Here is an 18,749-nt window from a genome sequence, read left to right as displayed (position 1 = left end):
CCAAAGTGATATTTTTTTACAACATTAAGAAAGCGTTTTCGAATGGTTTAAAAATTCGTAAGTCACATATTCATGTATCTAAATGGAAAGGGGATGCAATATGGTAGGAATTATTCTTGCTAGTCATGGAGAACTGGCAACCGGTATTCTTCAATCTGCAACTATGATCTTTGGTGAACAAGCTAATGTTAAAGCATGTACATTAATGCCAAGTGAAGGACCAGAAGATATCAAGAGAAAAATGGAAGAAGCAGTCGCATCTTTCGATACAGACGAAATTGTCTTTATGATTGACTTATGGGGTGGCACTCCATTTAATCAAGCTAGTGCATTGATTGAAGGTCATCAAGATAAGTGGGCTATCCTTACTGGATTAAACTTACCAATGTTAATTGAAGCATTTGCTGCTAGATTTTCATCAGAAGTTGCTCATGAAATAGCAAGTAAAGTACTTGTAACAGCTCGAGAAGGGGTTAAAGCTCTTCCAGAAGAGTTAGAACCAGAAGTAGTTGTATCAGAAGCAGCACCAACACAAAAACAAGGTGCAATTCCTGAAGGTACTGTCATTGGTGATGGAAAGATCAAATACGTATTAGCTCGTATTGATACTCGTCTATTACACGGACAAGTTGCTACAGCATGGACTAAATCAACAAATCCAGATCGTATCATTGTTGTTTCAGATTCAGTAGCGAAAGATGATTTACGTCGTAACATGATTGAACAAGCTGCGCCTCCAGGGGTAAAAGCTAATGTTGTTCCAATTAATAAAATGATTGAAGTATCCAAAGACCCTCGTTTTGGTGGTATGAGAGCATTGTTATTATTTGAAACACCACAAGATGTAGTACGTGTATTAGAAGGTGGTATGGACTTAAAAGAGGTTAACTTAGGTTCAATTGCTCACTCAACAGGTAAAGTTGTTGTAACACGTGCAGTTGCAATGGATAATAGTGACTTAGAAGCTTTAGAAACAATTAAAAATATGGGAGTATCTGTTGATGTTCGTAAAGTCCCAGCAGATTCTTCAGAAAACTTTGATAATATGCTGAAAAAAGCAAAAGATGAATTAGCTAAGATTGGAGATAAAAAATGAATATAGTAACAATACTATTAATCGTGTTTATTGCATTTCTAGCTGGTATGGAAGGGATTCTTGACCAATTCCAATTCCACCAACCACTAGTTGCATGTACATTAATTGGATTAGTAAGTGGACACTTAGAAGAAGGAATTATCCTAGGTGGTAGTTTACAACTTATGGCACTTGGTTGGGCTAACGTTGGTGCTGCTGTTGCTCCTGATGCTGCTTTAGCATCTGTAGCTTCTGCAATCATCATGGTTCTTGGTTTACAAGGCGGAAACGTAGCTTCAAAAGATGTTATCATAACATCAATCGCAGTTGCTGTTCCATTATCAGTAGCAGGTTTATTCTTAACAATGATTGCTCGTACATTAGCGATTCCTTTGGTTCACTTAATGGACAGCAATGCAGAAAAAGGAAATATCCGTGGTGTTGAAATGTGGCATATTCTTGCAATCGTTATGCAAGGTGTTCGTATTGCTATTCCAGCACTTGCACTATGTATTGTTCCTTCAGAATTAGTAACTGAAACGCTTAACAAAATGCCAGCTGTAATTCAAGGTGGTATGGCTGTTGGTGGTGGTATGGTTGCTGCAGTTGGTTACGCAATGGTTATCAACATGATGGCAACAAAGGAAACATGGCCATTCTTCGTTCTAGGATTCATTTTCGCAATCATTACTCAATTAACATTGATTTCACTTGGTGCAATTGGTGTTTCTATTGCATTAATTTACTTAGGACTTAAAGAAAATTCAGGTGGCGGTAATGGCGGCGGCGGTTCAGGCGATCCATTAGGCGACATCTTAAACGATTACTAGGAGGAGGAGTGAAAATGTCAAACGAAATTAGATTAACGAAAAAAGATCGATTAGCAGTAGCGTGGCGTCATCAGTTCCTTCAAGGTTCATGGAACTACGAACGTATGCAAAATGGTGGCTGGTGTTATTCAATAATTCCAGCAATCAAAAAATTATACAAATCAGATGAAGATCGCAAGGCAGCTTTAAAACGTCACCTTGAGTTCTACAACACACACCCTTATGTATCATCACCAGTTATGGGAGTTACACTTGCTCTTGAAGAAGAGAAAGCTAACGGAATGCCAGTTGATGATGTAGCAATCCAAGGTGTTAAGATTGGTATGATGGGACCTTTAGCAGGTGTTGGTGACCCAGTATTCTGGTTTACACTCCGTCCAATTCTTGGAGCTTTAGGTGCTACATTAGCATTAAGTGGAAACATTGTTGGACCATTATTATTCTTCTTTGCATGGAATATTATTCGTATTGGATTTATGTGGTATACACAAGAATTCGGATACAAAGTGGGAACAACAATTGCTAAAGACTTATCTGGTGGACTTTTAGGTAAGATTACACAAGGTGCTTCAATCCTAGGTATGTTTATTATTGGATCCCTAGTACAACGTTGGGTTTCAATCTCATTCACACCTATCGTATCAACAGTTACTCAAGCAGACGGTGCTTTCATTGACTGGAGTAAAATCCCAGAAGGTGCAGCAGGAATTAAGAGTGCTCTTGAACAATTTGCATCTTTAGGTGCAACTGGACTTAATCCAGAGAAAGTAACAACACTACAACAAAACCTTGACCAATTAGTTCCTGGTTTAGCAGCGTTATTACTTACATTATTATGCAGCTGGTTATTGAAGAAAAAAGTTTCTCCAATCATCATTATCGTTGCATTATTCATAATTGGTATTTTAGCTCGCTGGGCACAAATTATGTAGTAATTTCAAAATTGAGGTGAGTTAATGATAGAGTCAATGAATAGTAGAGTAGATTATACAACTCCTGGTACATCGTATTTGGGGTTGAGTAGCTATGGAAAAATAATGGTAGGGGATAATGCATTTGAGTTTTACAACGATAAAAATGCTAGAGATTTTATCCAAATCCCTTGGGACCAAATTGATCACATTGCTGCATCTGTTAACTTTAAAGGCAGATGGATATCAAGATTTGTAATTGTAACCCTAGCGGGTCAACAACTCAAATTTTCATCACGCAATAATAAGAAACTCCTTCGGGAAGTTCGCAATCACTTTGACGCTAATAAAATTGTTCGCTCATTATCATTTTTTGACGTTATAAAAAAAGGATTACTATCCTTATTTAAAAGAAAAAAATAACCTAGATACACTAAACGCACATCGTGAGATGTGCGTTTGTATTTATTTCTTGTCTTTATCTAATGCTGCTTGAGCCAATAGGTTTAAGTAGTTCCATGGGCGGTCAAAATGAGGTTGGAAGAAGAAATCAACATAAGCTAGATCTTCTATTGTCATCTTATTTTGAACTGCTAGTGATAATGTATTTGCTGATTGGGTAATATCGTATTTAGACAGTACTTGTCCACCAACAATACGTCCTGTTCCTTTTTCCCAGACAAGTTTCATAAGAACTTTTTCTGTAGTAGGCATAAATTCTGGACGGTAATTATCTTCTACAATTACACTGTCAACTTCGAGTCCAAATGCAGGTGCTGAGTTAACAGTAACTCCTGTAGAACCGATGTTGTAACCAAAGAGATACAATCCTGATGTACCTTGTGTTCCACGGTATTTAACTTTGTTTTCGAGAATATTCTTACCAACTAGGGATCCCATACGAACTGCGTTTGTTGCAAGTGGGATGTATGCATGTTCACCATTTGGATTGTAGTGAACAGCAACGTTGTCACCAGCTGCATAAATTTCTGGACGGCTTGTTTGCATGTAATCGTTGACTTTAATAGCTCCGTTAGGTAATGTTTCAACTTTATCTTTGATAAGTTCATTACTTGGTCTAAAGCCAACGCAAAGGATTACCATATCAGCTTCGTATTCTCCATTAGATGTAACAACTGTCTTAACTTGACCTGTTTCATCAGCAACGAATTTATTAACAGTTTGGTTAAGGGCGATGTTTACACCACGTTCTCTTAAATCATTTTCAAGAACATCTGTAAATTCTGGATCAAGGTATTTATTTAATATACGATCAAGACCGTCTATTAAAGTTACTTCTTTACCTGATTCAACAAACGCTTCAACCAATTCGATTCCAATGTAACCACCACCAACTACAGCGATACGTTTTGCATCCGTCTTGCGTGCAATGATTTCTTTAGCTTGGTTGTAGTTTTTACATAGTAGAATATTGTTTGATTCAATTCCTGGAATAGGTGGCGTAATAGGCCATGAACCTGTTGTAAGAACTAATTTATCGTATGTATCTGTGAAACTTTCATCTGTTAGTAAATTTGTAATTGTTACAGTTTTAGAATCAACATCAATGTCTGTAACATTATGTTCCATAAATACATTAGCACCAAGTGCGCTTAGTTCCTCTGGATTTGAATAAAATAATTCTTGAGCGTTTTTAACAACACCTCCAACATAGAGTGCAATACCACATGATAAAAATGATACATTATCATTTCTTTCGTAGACAGTAACTTCTACGTCTTTTGTTTCGTTAAGTATAGACTTAACTGCGGATGTACCTGCGTGAGTACAGCCGATAACTATAACTTTCATAACATACCTCCTGTGTACGCTTTCATTATATGTGAAAAGGTATACTAATACATTACATATGCTTATGAATTATTTTTGTTGACAATTTGGAGGTAGATATCTATAATTGTAGTTGCGAATCATTTGCAACTAGAGGTGGAGTATGAAAAAGATTATATCGATTGTAGCAGTATTATTTATGTTGGTAGGCTGTTCACAATCCGTTAAACAAACAGAGAATTTAGTAATTATGACCAGTTTTTATCCGGTTTATGATTTTACTCAAGAAGTAGCAGGGGATAAGGCTACTGTTAAATTAGTAATGCCAGAAGGTGTTGATGCTCACGACTATGAACCAAGTCCACAAGTTGTTGCAGCAATTCATGATGCGGATGTATTTGTTTATCATGGAGCTGGTATGGAACCATGGCTTGAATCAGTATTATCAACATTAAATAAAGATAAAGTCAAAACGGTAGAACTCAGTTCTGTTGTTAATTTAATTGAAAACAGCGAGGAAGACCATGACCATGAAGAGCATGACCATGACGACCATGATGGACATGATCATGGAGCATTTGATCCTCATACATGGCTTAGTCCTAAAAATGCCATTAAGGAAGTATCGCTAATTCGAGATGTTCTTTCTGAAATTGACTCAGATAATAAAGATACATATATAAGCAATACAAGATCGTATATTTCAAAACTTCAAGATTTAGACAGAGACTTTGAAAGCCTTAAGTCACTACCAAATCATGATTTCTTAGTAGATCATCAAGCTTATGCTTATCTAGCTCATGACTATGGACTTCATCAAAAGGGATTGATGGCAAGTATGTTAAAAGAAGAACCTACTCCTAAAGAGCTAGAGAACATCTTAGATACAATTCAAACTGAAGGTATTAAAGCATTCTTTGTCGATCCATCGAATGCTACAAAACTCATTGATGTTATTACAAAAGAAACAGGTGTAAAGGTCTTTCCCTTACACACAATTGAATCTTTAACTAAGGAACAAATTGCTAAAGGAGATACATATCTTTCTTTAATGCAAGAAAACTTCAATTCATTGAAAGAAGGGTTAATTCGTGAATAATCCAGTAATTCAAGTTAAAAATCTAAGCTTTTCATATGAGAAGCGAGCTGTACTTAAAGACGTTTCATTTGACATTCAAGCACGTGATTTTGTAGCGATTGTGGGCTCGAATGGTAGCGGCAAGTCAACGTTGATGCAATTGCTTTTAGGCTTACTGAAGCCTCAAAAGGGATCCGTAGAACTTTTTGGGACAGATGTACTGCAATTAAAAAACTATGCATCTTTAGGATATGTTCCTCAAGGAGGATTGCTCCAAGTTTCTGCCTTTCCGGCAACAGTATTGGAAGTAATACTCTTACGCTTACCCAAAGGAAATTTCTTTAATTTTAGTAATCATCGTCGTGTTCAAGAAGCTATGAAAACACTTCGTCATGTAGGGATGGAAGAGTACGCACATAGACTCATTAGCACATTGTCAGGTGGACAACTTCAAAGAGTCCTTATTGCACGAGAACTCATGATGAATCCTGAAATTCTATTATTGGATGAGCCTACAAGTGGTCTTGATAAAGAGTCAATAGAAGCGCTTTATACTTTGCTTGACCACATAAATGAAGTACACGATATCACGATTATCATGATTACCCATCAACACAGTCACCAAGAAAGTAGAATCAATAGAGTGTTTGAAGTCTTTGATTACTCTGTAAGTGAGGTAGATCCTAATGTTTCGATATGAGTTTATGAGAACCGCATTTATTGTTGGAGGACTCTTAGCAATTGTGATTCCAATGATTGGTAACCTTATTGTGTTTAAAAGAATGTCTATGGTTGGTGATGCATTATCCCATGTTTCATTAAGTGGTATTGCGATTGGATTGATTCTTAATGTGAATCCACTTCTAGGAGCAATTCTAATGGCGATAGTCGCTACTTTAAGTATTCAGTATATTCAAGATCGATTTGGTAAATATACAGAACTAGCAACCGCAATCATCATGGCCTTTGGGATAGGATTATCAGCAGTATTGTTAGGATTTGTAGAAAGTCCAGCAAGTTTCAATAGTTTCCTATTCGGTAGTATTGTAGCGATCGGTGGAAGTGATAGTATGTATGCAATCATCCTATCAGTAATCATTGTGATTATTTCTTTATATTATTATAGAGATTTCTTCTTTATTGCTTTTGACGAAACAGCGGCAACGTTATCAGGAATTAATGTAAAACGAGTCAATACAATCTTTATGATATTAACTGCAATCACAATTTCTGTAGGATCTCGAATCGTTGGTGCATTAATTGTCTCGTCATTAATGGTAATTCCAACAGCAACATCACTTCAACTTGAAAAAAGTTATCGCCAAACAATGTTTATTGCTATGGTGTATTCCTTAGTCTCTGTTTGGGGAGGTCTTGCAGCTTCTTATTACCTTAATTTAGCACCTGGAGGAACTATTGTCTTATTAAGTATTGCTTTACTCATGATCACAATTGTTACTCAACAAATAAATAAAGTTGTAAGAAAATGAGATAATCGATAAGATTATCTTTTTTTTATGGAAGATTACCTAAACTGCAGTGAAATCTTGAGAAACAAGACTTGTCTTGGTATAGTTAAATCATAGCGTGTTTCAAAGGTAAAGGAGGAAATGTAATGGCCGATATTTTACTTCAAGAATATCGCAATGAAAAGTCGCAAGCGCTCTCGCTTATTAAATCTTTTTGGTTGTCTCACAATGGTATTAAACAATCAGATGAAGCGGCTTTAGAAGATTTACATCATTGGACACAAGAAGGTCATCAATTATATTTTATTGTATATCATCAAGAATTGATTGGCTTTGTCCATTTGGGAAGTCGTGGCGCAGGTATCGATTGGTTGGAAGACATATTTGTCTTACCTATTTATCAAAACAAAGGAATTGGAACGCGAGTAATTGTGCTTGTTGAGGAAATTGTTCGTACTTATTCGGAATCGCTTTATATTGAGGCGGCAGCTAGAAATGAGAAAGCAATTCGTTTGTATCGAAAACTTGGGTATGAGTGCTTAAATACTATTTCTGTACGTAAAGATTTTGATAAGTGTAAATTTGATGTTGTTCGTAAAGAAGTCTTATATAACTCTGAATTTGAAATACGTAAACTAAAGAATAAATAGAAATGTAGATACACTAAAAGAGTGGATGAGGGGAAAGTATGAAAACAATAAAATTAATTGCTACAGATATTGATGGAACATTACTTAGCTCTGACCGAAGTATTTCGCAAGAAAACTTCAATTATATCAAGGAGTTGGATCATGAAGGTCGCTTTGTAACACTTGTTACAAGTCGTCATTTAAAAGGGCTTCCTGTTAATGTATTGGAAACGAACGCTATTCGTTATACGATTACATCGAACGGGGCAGCAATCTATGACCACCAACATGAGAAATATATTGAAAAGGTATTAATGGATAAAGACCGTATACTACCTTTACTTCGCCAACTTCAAGACTTCAAAGCCGTAATTACAGTTGCCATGTTTGGCGATATTATCACAGATAACGACTCTTTGAAGAACATTGTTGCAAAGTCAGAAGAAGAACGAGAAGAGGTAATTCGTTTCTTTAATCGAAGTCGAAAGTTATTAGATGTAGAATCATTAGTAAATAAAATAAAAGAGAGTGAAGGTATTGAAAAAATACATTTAAACTTTGGAACTGTAAGTGATAAAGATGATGTTATCGAGTTTTTAAATACTTTACCAGATTTTGAAGATTACCATATTACTTCTTCGTACTATAAAAATGTAGAGATATCACATAAGGATGCTACAAAGTTAGAAGCTGTTTTACGTCTTGCAAATAAGATTCAAATTGCTAATCAACAAATCCTAACAATAGGCGACGGAGAGAATGATATAGAGATGTTTAAGGCATCAGAAAACTCTATAGCAATGTTAAATGCTTCCGACTATGTTAAAGAGCATGCTTTGTTTGTAACTGACTATAATAATGATGAAAATGGTTGGTCACGATATATTAAGAAGTATATTGCGAATCGCGAATAGTATTAGGAGACACTATGATTGTACGAAACATAGAGATAAATGACTTTGAATCGCTGACTCCACTCTTTAGTGACTTAGGCTATCCTAGTGAGCCGTATTCAATCAAGAAAAGATTAACTGGTATTCTAGAAGACAAGAGTTATTACCTTATTGGAGTTGATTTTGGTGGTAAGATTGTAGGGATGTGTGGCTACTGCGTTATGCATCAGTTCGAAAGTGATGAACTGTATGCCCGTATTCTTGCACTGGTTGTTGATGGTAAGTATCGTGGTAAAGGCTATGCTCAAGCAATGCTTCAGTTTGTTGAGAAGTGGTGTAAAAATCAAGGAATAAATATCATGACCTTGAATAGCGGCATGAGAGATGAGCGCAAAGCTGCTCATGAATTTTATCAGAAGTACGGGTTCCACCAAAAGTCCTTTGGCTATTCAAAAATCATTGAATAACCGTAGGATAAACCAAGAAATCTGTATGGTATCGTGCTTTATTCTTTCGTTAGACTGATTTTACCACTAACTCAGTATTGTTTCCTTGTTATCTAATCGGTCTTTTGCTATAATAAAAGGCGTATAAATCGATGAAGAGGACTAGTAGTTAAGTAATCTTATTAAAGAGAGTGGTTGGTGCTGCAAAACCATATAAGATGCTCAATGAATTCACCTTAGAGAGAGGCTAATCACCTTCGTAAGTTCGCGTTAAGAACATAAGAGATGTATACTCAAGTATAAATCAGGATGGTACCGCGCTCGACGTTCCTGGACGTGCGGTACTTTTTTATTGTTAAGGGAGGATATTATGGAACTGAAAGATATTATTGTTAATGGGTTAGAAGCTATTAATAAGGCTGAAACTTTAGAACAATTAAATGAAGTAAGAATTGCATATTTAAGTAAAAAAGGACATCTAACTTCAGTGATGGGTCAAATGCGAAACTTATCCAATGAAGAACGTCCAATGTTTGGTAAGAAAGTAAATGAAGTCAAAGAAAAGATTGAATCAGCATATCAACAAAAGGTTTCTGAACTTGAAGCAATTCGTTTAGAACGAAAAATGAAGGAAGATGCAATTGATATTACACTTCCTGGTCCGGAATTTACAATTGGAGCTCAAAATCCATTGATTATTATTCAACGTGAAATTGAAGATGTTTTCCGTGAGATGGGTTATCAAGTTGTCGAAGGTGATGAAATCGAGCTTGATTTGTATAACTTTGAACGTGCAAACATTCCTCAAGATCACCCAGCTCGTGAAATGCAAGATACATTTTATATTGATGAACACACATTATTACGTACGCATACAACTGCAATTCAAACACGTGCTCTTGAAGAGAATGCACCACATATTCCATTAAAGGTAATATGCCCTGGTAAGGTATACCGTCGTGATGACGATGATGCAACACATTCACATCAATTCGTTCAAACAGAAGGCTTAGTAGTAGGTCATAACATAACATTAAGTGATCTTAAAGGAACGTTGTCATTATTCGCTAAACGTATGTTTGGAGATGATCGTGTTATCCGCTTTAGACCATCATATTTCCAATTTACAGAGCCATCAGTAGAAGTTGATGTTTCCTGTCATATTTGTAATGGTAAAGGTTGTAATGTATGTAAGCATACAGGATGGATTGAAATCCTAGGTGCTGGTATGGTGCATCCTCATGTATTAAGAGATGCAGGATATACAGACCCAACACTTACTGGTTTTGCATTTGGAGCAGGGGTTGAACGTATCGCAATGCTTAAGTACGGTATTGAAGATATCCGTTCATTCTATACAAATGATAAACGCTTTATTGAGCAATTTAAACGTTACGAGTAGGAGAGGAAATTATGTTAGTTAGTCGAAAATTATTAGAACGCTATGTTAACTTAGACGGCATTAGCACAGAAGAAATTGCAGACCGTCTTACCAATGCAGGACTTGAAGTTGAAGGTATTTCTACAATTATTCAAGGTACTCAATTAGTTGTAGGACATGTTTTAGAATGTGTTCCACACCCAGACAGTGATCATTTACATGTTACTCAAGTTAATGTTGGGTCGCATGTTGAACAGATTGTTTGTGGTGCAGCGAATATTGCGAAGGACCAATATGTTGTTGTAGCACTTGTTGGTGCAGAACTTCCTCGTTTATCAATTAAAGAAACAAGCATCCGTGGTGTTGAATCACGAGGTATGATTTGTTCTCTTAATGAACTCGGAGTTGCTGAGAAATATCAAACAGAAGAACAAAAAGAAGGAATTGTAGTTTTAGAACCAGCAGAACCTGGATCAAACCCAGCAGTTGCTTTAGGTATGGATGATGAAATACTAGATGTTTCACAAACACCTAACCGTTCTGACTTCTTATCCATGTTTGCTGTTGCAAAAGAAGTAGGGGCAATATTTGAAAGAAGTGTTTCATTACCTACACTTGATGGTACAGAAGATGAAGGTTCAAAAACATCGCTTACTACTGGATCAGAAACAGAGAAAGCGACATCGTTTTATGGAAAAGTCGTTAATAAAGTTACAATTAAACAATCTCCATTATGGATTCGTGAAGTATTAATTGCATCAGGGATTAAACCTATTAATAATGTTGTTGATATCTCTAACTTAGTAATGCTAGAAACTGGGCAACCACTTCATTACTATGATATTGATTTCCTTGCAAACCAATCATTAACAGTAAAAGATGATGTTGAAGGAACGTATCTCGCTTTAGATGAAAAAGAATACACCTTACAAAAAGGTGACTTAGTCATCATGAACGGAGATACTCCTGTTGGGATTGCTGGTATCATGGGTCTAGGAAATTCAATGATTACCGATAATACTCGTGGAATTATTATTGAAGCAGCACGTTTTAATAATGTGTCTGTACGTAAGACATCAACACGCTTGGGTATTTTCTCAGAGTCTTCAGCACGCTTTACAAAACCAATGGATCCATTAGGTTTAGAACTTGCTATTGCTCGTTCTGTTCATCTTCTTAAAGAATATGCTGATGCAGATGGACTTGAAGAGACTGTTAAGTATGGTGTCATCGGTTTTAAAGCTCCACAGGTGTCAGTTGGCTTAAAACGAGTCAATGACTACCTTGGAACAGCTTTATCTCTAGAAACGCTTGTAAACGTCTTTGAGAGACTTAATTTTGAACCAACAGTCAATGGTGATGAGATTACATGTACTATTCCATCTTATCGTCGTGATATCGAACTTGATGTTGATCTTATTGAAGAAGTAATTCGAATCGTTGGTTATGATGTCTTAGAAGAGACATTACCACTACTTGATTTAACAATGGGAACATTAACACCACTTCAAAGAACTATTAGATTAATCGAATCTGTGTTACTAGGTTTTGGTGCGAATCAAATTAATAGTTACACTCTTGTTGAAGAATCATTTACAAAAGGCTTTATGGCATTGGGTGAACCCGTATCATTAATGAGTCCAATGAGTGATAAACGAGCATTTATTCGTAATCAACTCTATCCTTCAATGTTGGAGACATTAGCATACAATAACTCACATAAGATACAAGATGGTTTATATTTCGAACATAGCAGAATTTATTCTAAAGAGAAGAATTCTACACGTCTTGCGCTTATTGGACAAGGAGTTGTTGGTCAAGAAAATTGGACTAAAGCAGCCGTTAAATTAGATTTCTATACTCTAAAGGGTATGGTGTTATCACTTCTTGATAAGCTTGGTTATCAAAGTAAACGTATTGGTTTTACAACAAAAGACCTTGATACTCATGTAATGCACCCATTCAAAAGTGCTGTTATTACATTAGATCGTCAAGTAATCGGGACTCTAGGACATCTTCATCCAACAGTAGTAGCTGCTAATGATTTATCAGATGCAGTTTACTGTGAGATTGATTTAGATGCACTATTATCACGTAAATCCGGTCAAATTAAAGCAACAGCAATTTCTAAGTATCCTGTTGTTACTAGAGACTTATCTATTCTTTGTGATAAAGATGTTGTTGTTCAAGACTTAATTCAATTAATTGAAAAAGGTTCGAAACGTTACTTAGTAGGATTAAATGTCTTTGATGTTTTTGAATCTGAGAAACTTGGAGATAAGAAATCTATTGCCTTAGAATTAAGCTTTGGTCAAAATCGCACTTTAGAAGTTGAAGAAATTAATGATATAATGAATCAGATAGAAACATTACTTGTTGAAAAACTAAATGTTGAGATACGATAGAAACAGGAGATAAGATATATGGGACGCGCATTTGAAGTTCGTAAAGCATCAATGGCTAAAACAGCCGCAGCAAAAACAAAGGTATATTCACGTTATGGTAAGGAAATCTACATGGCAGCAAAAGCTGGAGTTCCTGATCCAGAAATGAATGTTGGATTGAAGCGTATGATTGATGAGGCAAGAGCAAAACAAGTTCCTGCTGACGTAATTAAACGTGCAATCGATAAAGCAAAAGGTGGTTCTGATGAAAGCTACCATTCAGTAGTTTATGAAGGGTTTGGACCTGGTGCTTCGACATTTATTGTTGAGTGCTTAACGGATAACGATAATAGAACGGTTAGTGAAGTACGTAACTGCTTTACTAAGTCTAAAGGTAAGATGGGTGTTAATGGTTCTGTAATGCACGGTTATGACCATGTAGGACTTCTCTCGTTTGCTTATGATGACGAAGAATTAATTATGGAAGTTCTCTTGGAGAATGATGTTGAACTTCAAGATATTGAACTTGAAGAAGGCACAATCACTGTAACTGTAGAACCTTCAAGTCTTCATAAAGCTAAAGATGCAATTGAAGAAAAACTAGGTGAAATAAATTTTGATGTATTAGAGATTACTTACTTAGCTCACGAGTATGTCACGCTATCTGAAGAAGATATGCCGATGTATGAAAAAATGATTGCTATGCTTGATGAAGTAGAAGACGTTCAAAACTATTATCATAATATTGAAATCGTTTAACTTGAAAAAACTTCCCAAATCGTTTTATACTATGATTAAGGGAGGGTTGTAAGATGAATGATATTTTAGATAAAGCAAAAGAGGCAATGGACAAAGTCAAAGACTCTGCAGAAGATGTTGTTGATAAAGCCAAAGACCTCGCCGAAGATGCTAAAGAAAAAACTACTGATGCAGTTGATGATGTAAAAGAAGCAACTGAAGATTTAGTTGAAAAAGCAAAAGAAGTTTTTAAGAAATAATGATAAAAGAAAAGAGTGTTTCTTGATGAAACGCTCTTTTTTAGTCTTTATGCATAAATAGGTATCCAACTGCAATTCCTGCAAAGGAAATAAAGAAATAAATGAGAACTCCTGGTTGTGTGAGCCCTCCATAGAGAACAAGTGATGCTCCAAGAGTTGCTAAAGCAGGGTATAAGATACCATCTCTAAAGCTATACTGTTTTGTTTTAATTTGTTTTCTTATTAGTGCAATATAAAGTGATACATAGAAGAAGTAAGTTAATACAATCGGTAAACTATCGATTTGAAGGAATGAGAAGTTTAAACCAAGAATATTAATTTTAAAAACACTGAGAGCATGTAAACCAATCCAAGATAATACAAGGAATATTGTTAACCATGCAGAGTTTAATGGAATGCTATAATTAGTATTCATTTTCTTAAATGTTGATGATGCTGGGAAACGATCTCTTAATGCTAATGAATAGGGAAGTCGAATGTAGCTAAGCACTAAACCGTTAATAGATCCTAGAATTGAAATAACAACACATACATATATAAACTGGCCACCATATTTTCCAAATAGAGACTGAGCCATAACACCAACGGATTGGTCGCCTAGCTCAATTACAGTATCTGCTCCAAGATAGGTTGAGACGCCAATAAAGTATATTAGATAAACAACAAGAATAATTAGTGGAGCGAGAACGAGAGCACGACTCAGGTTTCGTTTAGGATCTTTAATTTCATGAGCAATCGTAGGGGCAACAAACCATCCATCGTACGAGAAAGCACATGCTATAAGACCAACGAATATTCCAGAATTCAATTCTATATTTTTTGTAGAGTCAGCGATGAAGTTCTGTTTATCACCTAAGAATAATGCTGCAAAAGAAATAAGAAGCAACGACGCTATTTTAATAATTAAGGTAATATTTTGAAATTTACCTGCTGCATAAGTATTTAAGATATTGAGTCCAAATGAACTTGCGATAATGATCAGTGTAATTAACCAGAGTCGATAATCTTCCGGATTTGTAATGTTAAATATTATTCCTAAGTAAACCGCTGCAATCCAACTTAGTACAGCAATGATTGCAGGATAGTAGAAAATAGCTTGAAACCATCCGGAAAGATAACCAAGAGTCTTACCCCAAGCATCTTCCACATAAGTTATTAGGCCACCTGCAGTGCTGTTCTCACGTGCATAGGTGGCGATTGATAATCCACCAAAGACAATTCCAATTGCTCCCACTGTAAGTAGTAAAGCACCTACAAGTGTATTTCCTTGAGCAGCAATTAGTATTTCATCTGCCTTAAAAAATATTCCTGAACCGATGACAACACCAACAATCATAGCGATTGTCGTGAAGAGTCCAAATTTTTGTTGTTTAGTATCCATTGTTTCCCTCTTTAATATAGACAAAGCTCTACAATTATATGCTAGATAGAATAATATAACAATGAAATTTAGGAAAAACCATGTTTCAGAGAATAAATCAAAAAACTATACATTTCGTGTGTATAATAGTGATAAAGAAATGAGGTGAAACAATGAGTGAGATTAAAGATAGAATTATTTTTCATATCGATATTAATCATTGTTTCGCTCAAATTGAAGAAATGATGAATCCGGAGTTAAGAAACGTTGCGATGTGTGTTGGCGGTGATGAGAAAAGTAGAAGTGGAATTGTCCTAGCTAGAAATCTTAAGGCGAAAGAGTACGGAGTTCAGACAGCAGAAACCTTAAGAGATGCTAAGAAGAAATGTCCTCATTTAGTTGTTGTGACTCCACATTCAGATTTGTACATGTACTACACCAGTAAAGTTAAGGATATTTATCGTGAATATACAGATAAAGTCGAATCTTATGGAGCGGACGAAGCATGGATTGATGTCACTGAATCCTATCATTTGTTTGGTAAACCTTATGATTTAGCGTATGAGATGCAAAGGCGAGTATTAGAAGAGTATGGACTGACAGTATCTGTAGGTGTTAGTTGGAATAAAGTGTTTGCGAAACTTGGAAGTGATTTAATCAAACCAAGTGGTATGACCATTATTACTCGATCAAACTACAAAGAAATTGTTTGGCCGCTCCCAGTCAGTGAATTATTATATGTTGGAAAGCAAACGACACCGAAATTAAATGCATTGGGTATTTATACCATTGGTGATCTTGCAACAAGTTCTGTAAAGAAGCTAGAAAAGCATTTTGGTGTTAAAGGATTGCAGATGTGGGAATTTGCTAATGGTATAGAAGAGGGGGATGTCGATTACTCAGGTGTTATGCCAGCTCCAAAAAGTATTGGCAATAGTACAACTCCACCTCACGATATAAATACAAACCATCAAGCGAAGATAATTTTCAGACACCTTGCTGACAGTGTAGCTTCACGACTGCATGATGAAAAAATGAAAGGTTTTACCATTTCAATTTCTCTGCGAGATATTCAATTAGTCACGATTACACGACAAAAACGAATATCTAAAGCAACAAACAACAGTACTGAAATACTAAAAACTGCAATGATGCTCTTAGAAGAGAACTATACTTTTAATATTCCACTTCGTAGTATTGGAATCAGTGTTTCAAATCTTATTGATAATCCCGAATTCGAACAAATATCTATCTTTGAAAACACAAAAGAATCCAATCAAAAACAAGCTATAATCGATGATACGATTGACAAGCTCCGTGATAAGTTTGGCTACAATGTTATTAAGAGAGCAAGTGCAGTAATGGATAAAGATACAGAAAACTTTGATGCAAAAAGACGTAATGTACTATACCCAGGTAGAAAGAAAGATTACGATGTTGATTAATTTTGTTTAATATTTAAACAATCGTTTAAGATATTAATGATTGATGATATAATAATTTCATAGGAGGATATAGTATGAAAATATTAGCAGGGGAGAAAAGATTTTATGTATTAAATGATAATGGTGATGAAATTGGTGAGGTTACTTACCAACAAGCAGGTGAGAACATATTAATTATCGATCACACCTATGTAAATCCTGACTATCGTGGACAAGGAATTGCAGAAGACCTTGTAAAACATGTAGTCGACTTAGCACGTGAAATCAATAAAGTAATAATGCCACTTTGTCCTTTCGCAGCTCAGGAATTTAAACGTAAAGCTGAATATTCAGATGTACTAAAGAAATAAAAAGTAAGCCTTAAATATATATAAACAATTAACTTGTGTTATACTTTAGTTAACATTAGTTAATATTGCCCCAGTATTCACGTCCCCAAACTTGATACTGGGGTGTTTTTATAGAGGTATATTCAATTGTATCTTATCTATAAGTGATATAATTAGGTAAAGGAGGAATTACAATGACATATATTATTCCGCAAGAAGTAAGTGGTTCGGCAACTGATATCCGTGTTCTATATGATGGTGGACCTGATAGTTATTCTGTGGCTTTGGTTAAATGGAAGAACAAAGACACCTATGCTATACGTTGGAATGGTGATAATGTAAAACCAGGAGGTTTTCCTTTATTTGGTAAAACACCTTTATGGTTTGTACTTCCTGAGGACATAGCGGTTGAAGGTATTAAAGGTATTGTAGGGAAGGTCTATTCTACAAAGTAATCATGAAATCAAGAAATAGCTTATTAAAGCGAAAAGGGAGTCTTTGGCTCCCTTTTATTAACGTTATTAATCAATTATTAGCATATCATTTTCATCAAACATCCAATCATAAGCATAAGCTACTTCCTAATAATATCCATCGGGATTTTGGAAATAACCACTGTATCCACCCCAAGAGACTGTTTCGGGGCTCTTAACTATAGTGCCACCAATTTGATTGACTAAGTTAAAGAGGTCATCAACTTCTTGCATTGACTTCATATTACAGGCTAAAGTAATCCCTGAAAAGCAATTCTTACAAACACTCGGAGGATTTACTAAAATTAATATCTTTAGCGAGCTCATCAATTTGAAATAACTCAAGTTTGGATCCTTGGTTATCAAAGAAGACAATTCCTGCGTTCACTTTAGCCAATGTATTAAAACCCAAACTCTTGTAGAAGTCTAAAGAAGTATTGATGTTCTCTACACCTAAGCAAATCAAGTTTATTCTATTCATAGTATGTCTCTCTGTATCTTGGAGTAAATATACCATGTCTATATGAGACTTAGAAGCTTGCATACACTTCAATTGAATAAAAGTTATTATAGGTATCCGATTGTAGGGGATTAAGATTGTTAGGCCCATTACAAGAATAATATCATATGAGAACAAAGACGTTTTATACCTCGAATCATAACTACTAGATAGAGTTATGAGTGTAAATTCAATAATGATTAATGGATTAGTAAGGAATCCCATGTATAAACAATGAAAATTAAACTATTTATATCTTTTCATTTGCTTTTATTGAAATAAAATGTTAACCTTGTAAAGCAACCAAATCAGTTGCTTAAACATTCTTATAACGCATCGTTCAGATTAAACGATAATTAACTCCTTAGAAGAGGAGTTTTTTTGTGCGTTCTTGTGCATACATAAAAAAAAGAGCCCTTAGGCTCTAGTTTAAATTAAAGTCCGCGAACATTGTCGGCTTGTTTACCGCGTTGTCCATCAACAATATCAAATGATACTGCTTGGCCCTCATTTAGAGTTTTGTATCCTTCTGATACGATTGCTGAGAAGTGAACGAAGATTTCTTCGTTTGAACCGTCAACAATAATAAAGCCGAAGCCTTTTTCTGCATTAAAGAATTTTACTTTTCCTGATTCCATGTATAATACCTCCTGTCTAGAATAAGTACACAAATAATAACAAAAGGCATTATTGAGTATTTTTTATCTTATCACTTGAAACTATAACACGTTCACATTAAAATGCAAGAAAAATGTTTT

At 35.3% G+C, this 18,749-nt stretch carries 22 protein-coding genes and 1 other annotated feature; of the genes, 17 read left to right on the top strand and 5 right to left on the bottom strand.

Annotation, left to right across the window (positions count from 1 at the left end; genetic code table 11):
• Positions 1-100 precede the first annotated feature (100 nt).
• Genes G7059_RS07110 through G7059_RS07095 form a run of 4 tightly spaced genes read left to right on the top strand, consistent with a single transcriptional unit; the run spans position 101 to position 3,239 of the window.
• Complete coding sequence (locus tag G7059_RS07110; protein WP_166081395.1) at positions 101-1,096, top strand: mannose/fructose/sorbose PTS transporter subunit IIA; 996 nt, start codon at positions 101-103, stop codon at positions 1,094-1,096.
• On the top strand, positions 1,093-1,905 hold the full coding sequence (locus G7059_RS07105) for a PTS mannose/fructose/sorbose transporter subunit IIC (RefSeq protein ID WP_166081394.1): 813 nt from the start codon (positions 1,093-1,095) through the stop codon (positions 1,903-1,905). Before G7059_RS07110 ends, G7059_RS07105 begins: the two co-directional genes overlap by 4 nt.
• Before the next feature lie 14 nt (positions 1,906-1,919).
• Positions 1,920-2,837: a PTS system mannose/fructose/sorbose family transporter subunit IID gene (locus tag G7059_RS07100; RefSeq protein ID WP_166081393.1), complete on the top strand. Its 918-nt coding sequence runs from the start codon at positions 1,920-1,922 to the stop codon at positions 2,835-2,837.
• 24 nt (positions 2,838-2,861) lie between these two features.
• Positions 2,862-3,239 carry a DUF956 family protein gene (locus G7059_RS07095; protein WP_166081392.1) on the top strand — a complete coding sequence of 126 codons (378 nt, stop codon included), beginning with the start codon at positions 2,862-2,864 and terminating at the stop codon, positions 3,237-3,239.
• 42 nt (positions 3,240-3,281) lie between these two features.
• Here the strand turns inward: G7059_RS07095 and G7059_RS07090 are convergent, their stop codons facing one another.
• The gene (locus G7059_RS07090) at positions 3,282-4,628 is read right to left on the bottom strand and encodes an FAD-dependent oxidoreductase (protein WP_166081391.1); all 1,347 of its coding nucleotides are present in this window, start codon (positions 4,626-4,628) and stop codon (positions 3,282-3,284) included.
• A 142-nt stretch (positions 4,629-4,770) separates the two neighbouring features.
• Here G7059_RS07090 and G7059_RS07085 point away from each other — a divergent pair, with 142 nt between their 5' ends.
• The 10 genes from G7059_RS07085 (at position 4,771) to G7059_RS07040 (ending at position 13,885) form a co-directional block, all read left to right on the top strand.
• Entirely contained in the window at positions 4,771-5,706 is a 936-nt protein-coding gene (locus tag G7059_RS07085; protein ID WP_166081390.1) for a metal ABC transporter solute-binding protein, Zn/Mn family, read from the top strand.
• Positions 5,699-6,385 carry a metal ABC transporter ATP-binding protein gene (locus G7059_RS07080; RefSeq protein WP_166081389.1) on the top strand — a complete coding sequence of 229 codons (687 nt, stop codon included), beginning with the start codon at positions 5,699-5,701 and terminating at the stop codon, positions 6,383-6,385. Before G7059_RS07085 ends, G7059_RS07080 begins: the two co-directional genes overlap by 8 nt.
• Positions 6,372-7,175, top strand: a complete 804-nt coding sequence (locus tag G7059_RS07075) for a metal ABC transporter permease (RefSeq protein WP_166081388.1) — start codon at positions 6,372-6,374, stop codon at positions 7,173-7,175. The genes G7059_RS07080 and G7059_RS07075 overlap by 14 nt, the downstream gene beginning before the upstream one ends.
• Before the next feature lie 125 nt (positions 7,176-7,300).
• Positions 7,301-7,804, top strand: a complete 504-nt coding sequence (locus G7059_RS07070; RefSeq protein WP_166081387.1) for an N-acetyltransferase — start codon at positions 7,301-7,303, stop codon at positions 7,802-7,804.
• A gap of 38 nt (positions 7,805-7,842) precedes the next feature.
• Positions 7,843-8,697, top strand: coding sequence for a Cof-type HAD-IIB family hydrolase (locus G7059_RS07065; protein ID WP_166081386.1), 855 nt, complete (start codon positions 7,843-7,845; stop codon positions 8,695-8,697).
• A 14-nt stretch (positions 8,698-8,711) separates the two neighbouring features.
• Positions 8,712-9,143, top strand: a complete 432-nt coding sequence (locus tag G7059_RS07060) for a GNAT family N-acetyltransferase (RefSeq protein WP_166081385.1) — start codon at positions 8,712-8,714, stop codon at positions 9,141-9,143.
• Positions 9,144-9,265: 122 nt separating this feature from the next.
• Positions 9,266-9,457: a binding site (T-box leader), on the top strand.
• A gap of 35 nt (positions 9,458-9,492) precedes the next feature.
• Positions 9,493-10,524, top strand: coding sequence for a phenylalanine--tRNA ligase subunit alpha (gene pheS / locus G7059_RS07055; RefSeq protein ID WP_166081384.1), 1,032 nt, complete (start codon positions 9,493-9,495; stop codon positions 10,522-10,524).
• Between the two features lie 11 nt (positions 10,525-10,535).
• Complete coding sequence (pheT, locus tag G7059_RS07050) at positions 10,536-12,908, top strand: phenylalanine--tRNA ligase subunit beta (RefSeq protein ID WP_166081383.1); 2,373 nt, start codon at positions 10,536-10,538, stop codon at positions 12,906-12,908.
• Between the two features lie 18 nt (positions 12,909-12,926).
• Positions 12,927-13,646, top strand: coding sequence for a YebC/PmpR family DNA-binding transcriptional regulator (locus tag G7059_RS07045; protein ID WP_166081382.1), 720 nt, complete (start codon positions 12,927-12,929; stop codon positions 13,644-13,646).
• A gap of 53 nt (positions 13,647-13,699) precedes the next feature.
• The gene (locus G7059_RS07040) at positions 13,700-13,885 is read left to right on the top strand and encodes a YtxH domain-containing protein (RefSeq protein ID WP_166081381.1); all 186 of its coding nucleotides are present in this window, start codon (positions 13,700-13,702) and stop codon (positions 13,883-13,885) included.
• Between the two features lie 40 nt (positions 13,886-13,925).
• Here G7059_RS07040 and G7059_RS07035 read toward each other — a convergent pair whose 3' ends face one another.
• A complete protein-coding gene (locus tag G7059_RS07035; protein WP_166081380.1) occupies positions 13,926-15,266 on the bottom strand; it encodes an APC family permease in 1,341 nt (446 codons plus the stop codon).
• A 152-nt stretch (positions 15,267-15,418) separates the two neighbouring features.
• Here G7059_RS07035 and dinB point away from each other — a divergent pair, with 152 nt between their 5' ends.
• The 3 genes from dinB to G7059_RS07020 all read left to right on the top strand — a co-directional run bounded on the left by dinB (position 15,419) and on the right by G7059_RS07020 (position 17,474).
• Entirely contained in the window at positions 15,419-16,690 is a 1,272-nt protein-coding gene (dinB, locus tag G7059_RS07030) for a DNA polymerase IV (RefSeq protein WP_166081379.1), read from the top strand.
• A gap of 74 nt (positions 16,691-16,764) precedes the next feature.
• On the top strand, positions 16,765-17,040 hold the full coding sequence (locus G7059_RS07025) for a GNAT family N-acetyltransferase (protein ID WP_166081378.1): 276 nt from the start codon (positions 16,765-16,767) through the stop codon (positions 17,038-17,040).
• Between the two features lie 173 nt (positions 17,041-17,213).
• Positions 17,214-17,474, top strand: a complete 261-nt coding sequence (locus tag G7059_RS07020) for a hypothetical protein (protein WP_166081377.1) — start codon at positions 17,214-17,216, stop codon at positions 17,472-17,474.
• A 126-nt stretch (positions 17,475-17,600) separates the two neighbouring features.
• On the opposite strand, the gene G7059_RS10590 is transcribed toward G7059_RS07020, so the two are convergent.
• From G7059_RS10590 to G7059_RS07010, 3 genes are all read right to left on the bottom strand, one after another.
• Complete coding sequence (locus tag G7059_RS10590; RefSeq protein ID WP_255489553.1) at positions 17,601-17,735, bottom strand: hypothetical protein; 135 nt, start codon at positions 17,733-17,735, stop codon at positions 17,601-17,603.
• Positions 17,736-17,769: 34 nt separating this feature from the next.
• Entirely contained in the window at positions 17,770-17,973 is a 204-nt protein-coding gene (locus tag G7059_RS10425; RefSeq protein WP_205700193.1) for a VOC family protein, read from the bottom strand.
• Between the two features lie 452 nt (positions 17,974-18,425).
• Positions 18,426-18,629, bottom strand: a complete 204-nt coding sequence (locus G7059_RS07010) for a cold-shock protein (RefSeq protein WP_166081376.1) — start codon at positions 18,627-18,629, stop codon at positions 18,426-18,428.
• Positions 18,630-18,749 lie beyond the last annotated feature (120 nt).

Source organism: Erysipelothrix sp. HDW6A, from assembly GCF_011400295.1.
In the GTDB taxonomy this organism is placed as follows: domain Bacteria; phylum Bacillota_I; class Bacilli_A; order Erysipelotrichales; family Erysipelotrichaceae; genus Erysipelothrix.
This window is presented reverse-complemented; position numbering and strand designations above follow the sequence as displayed.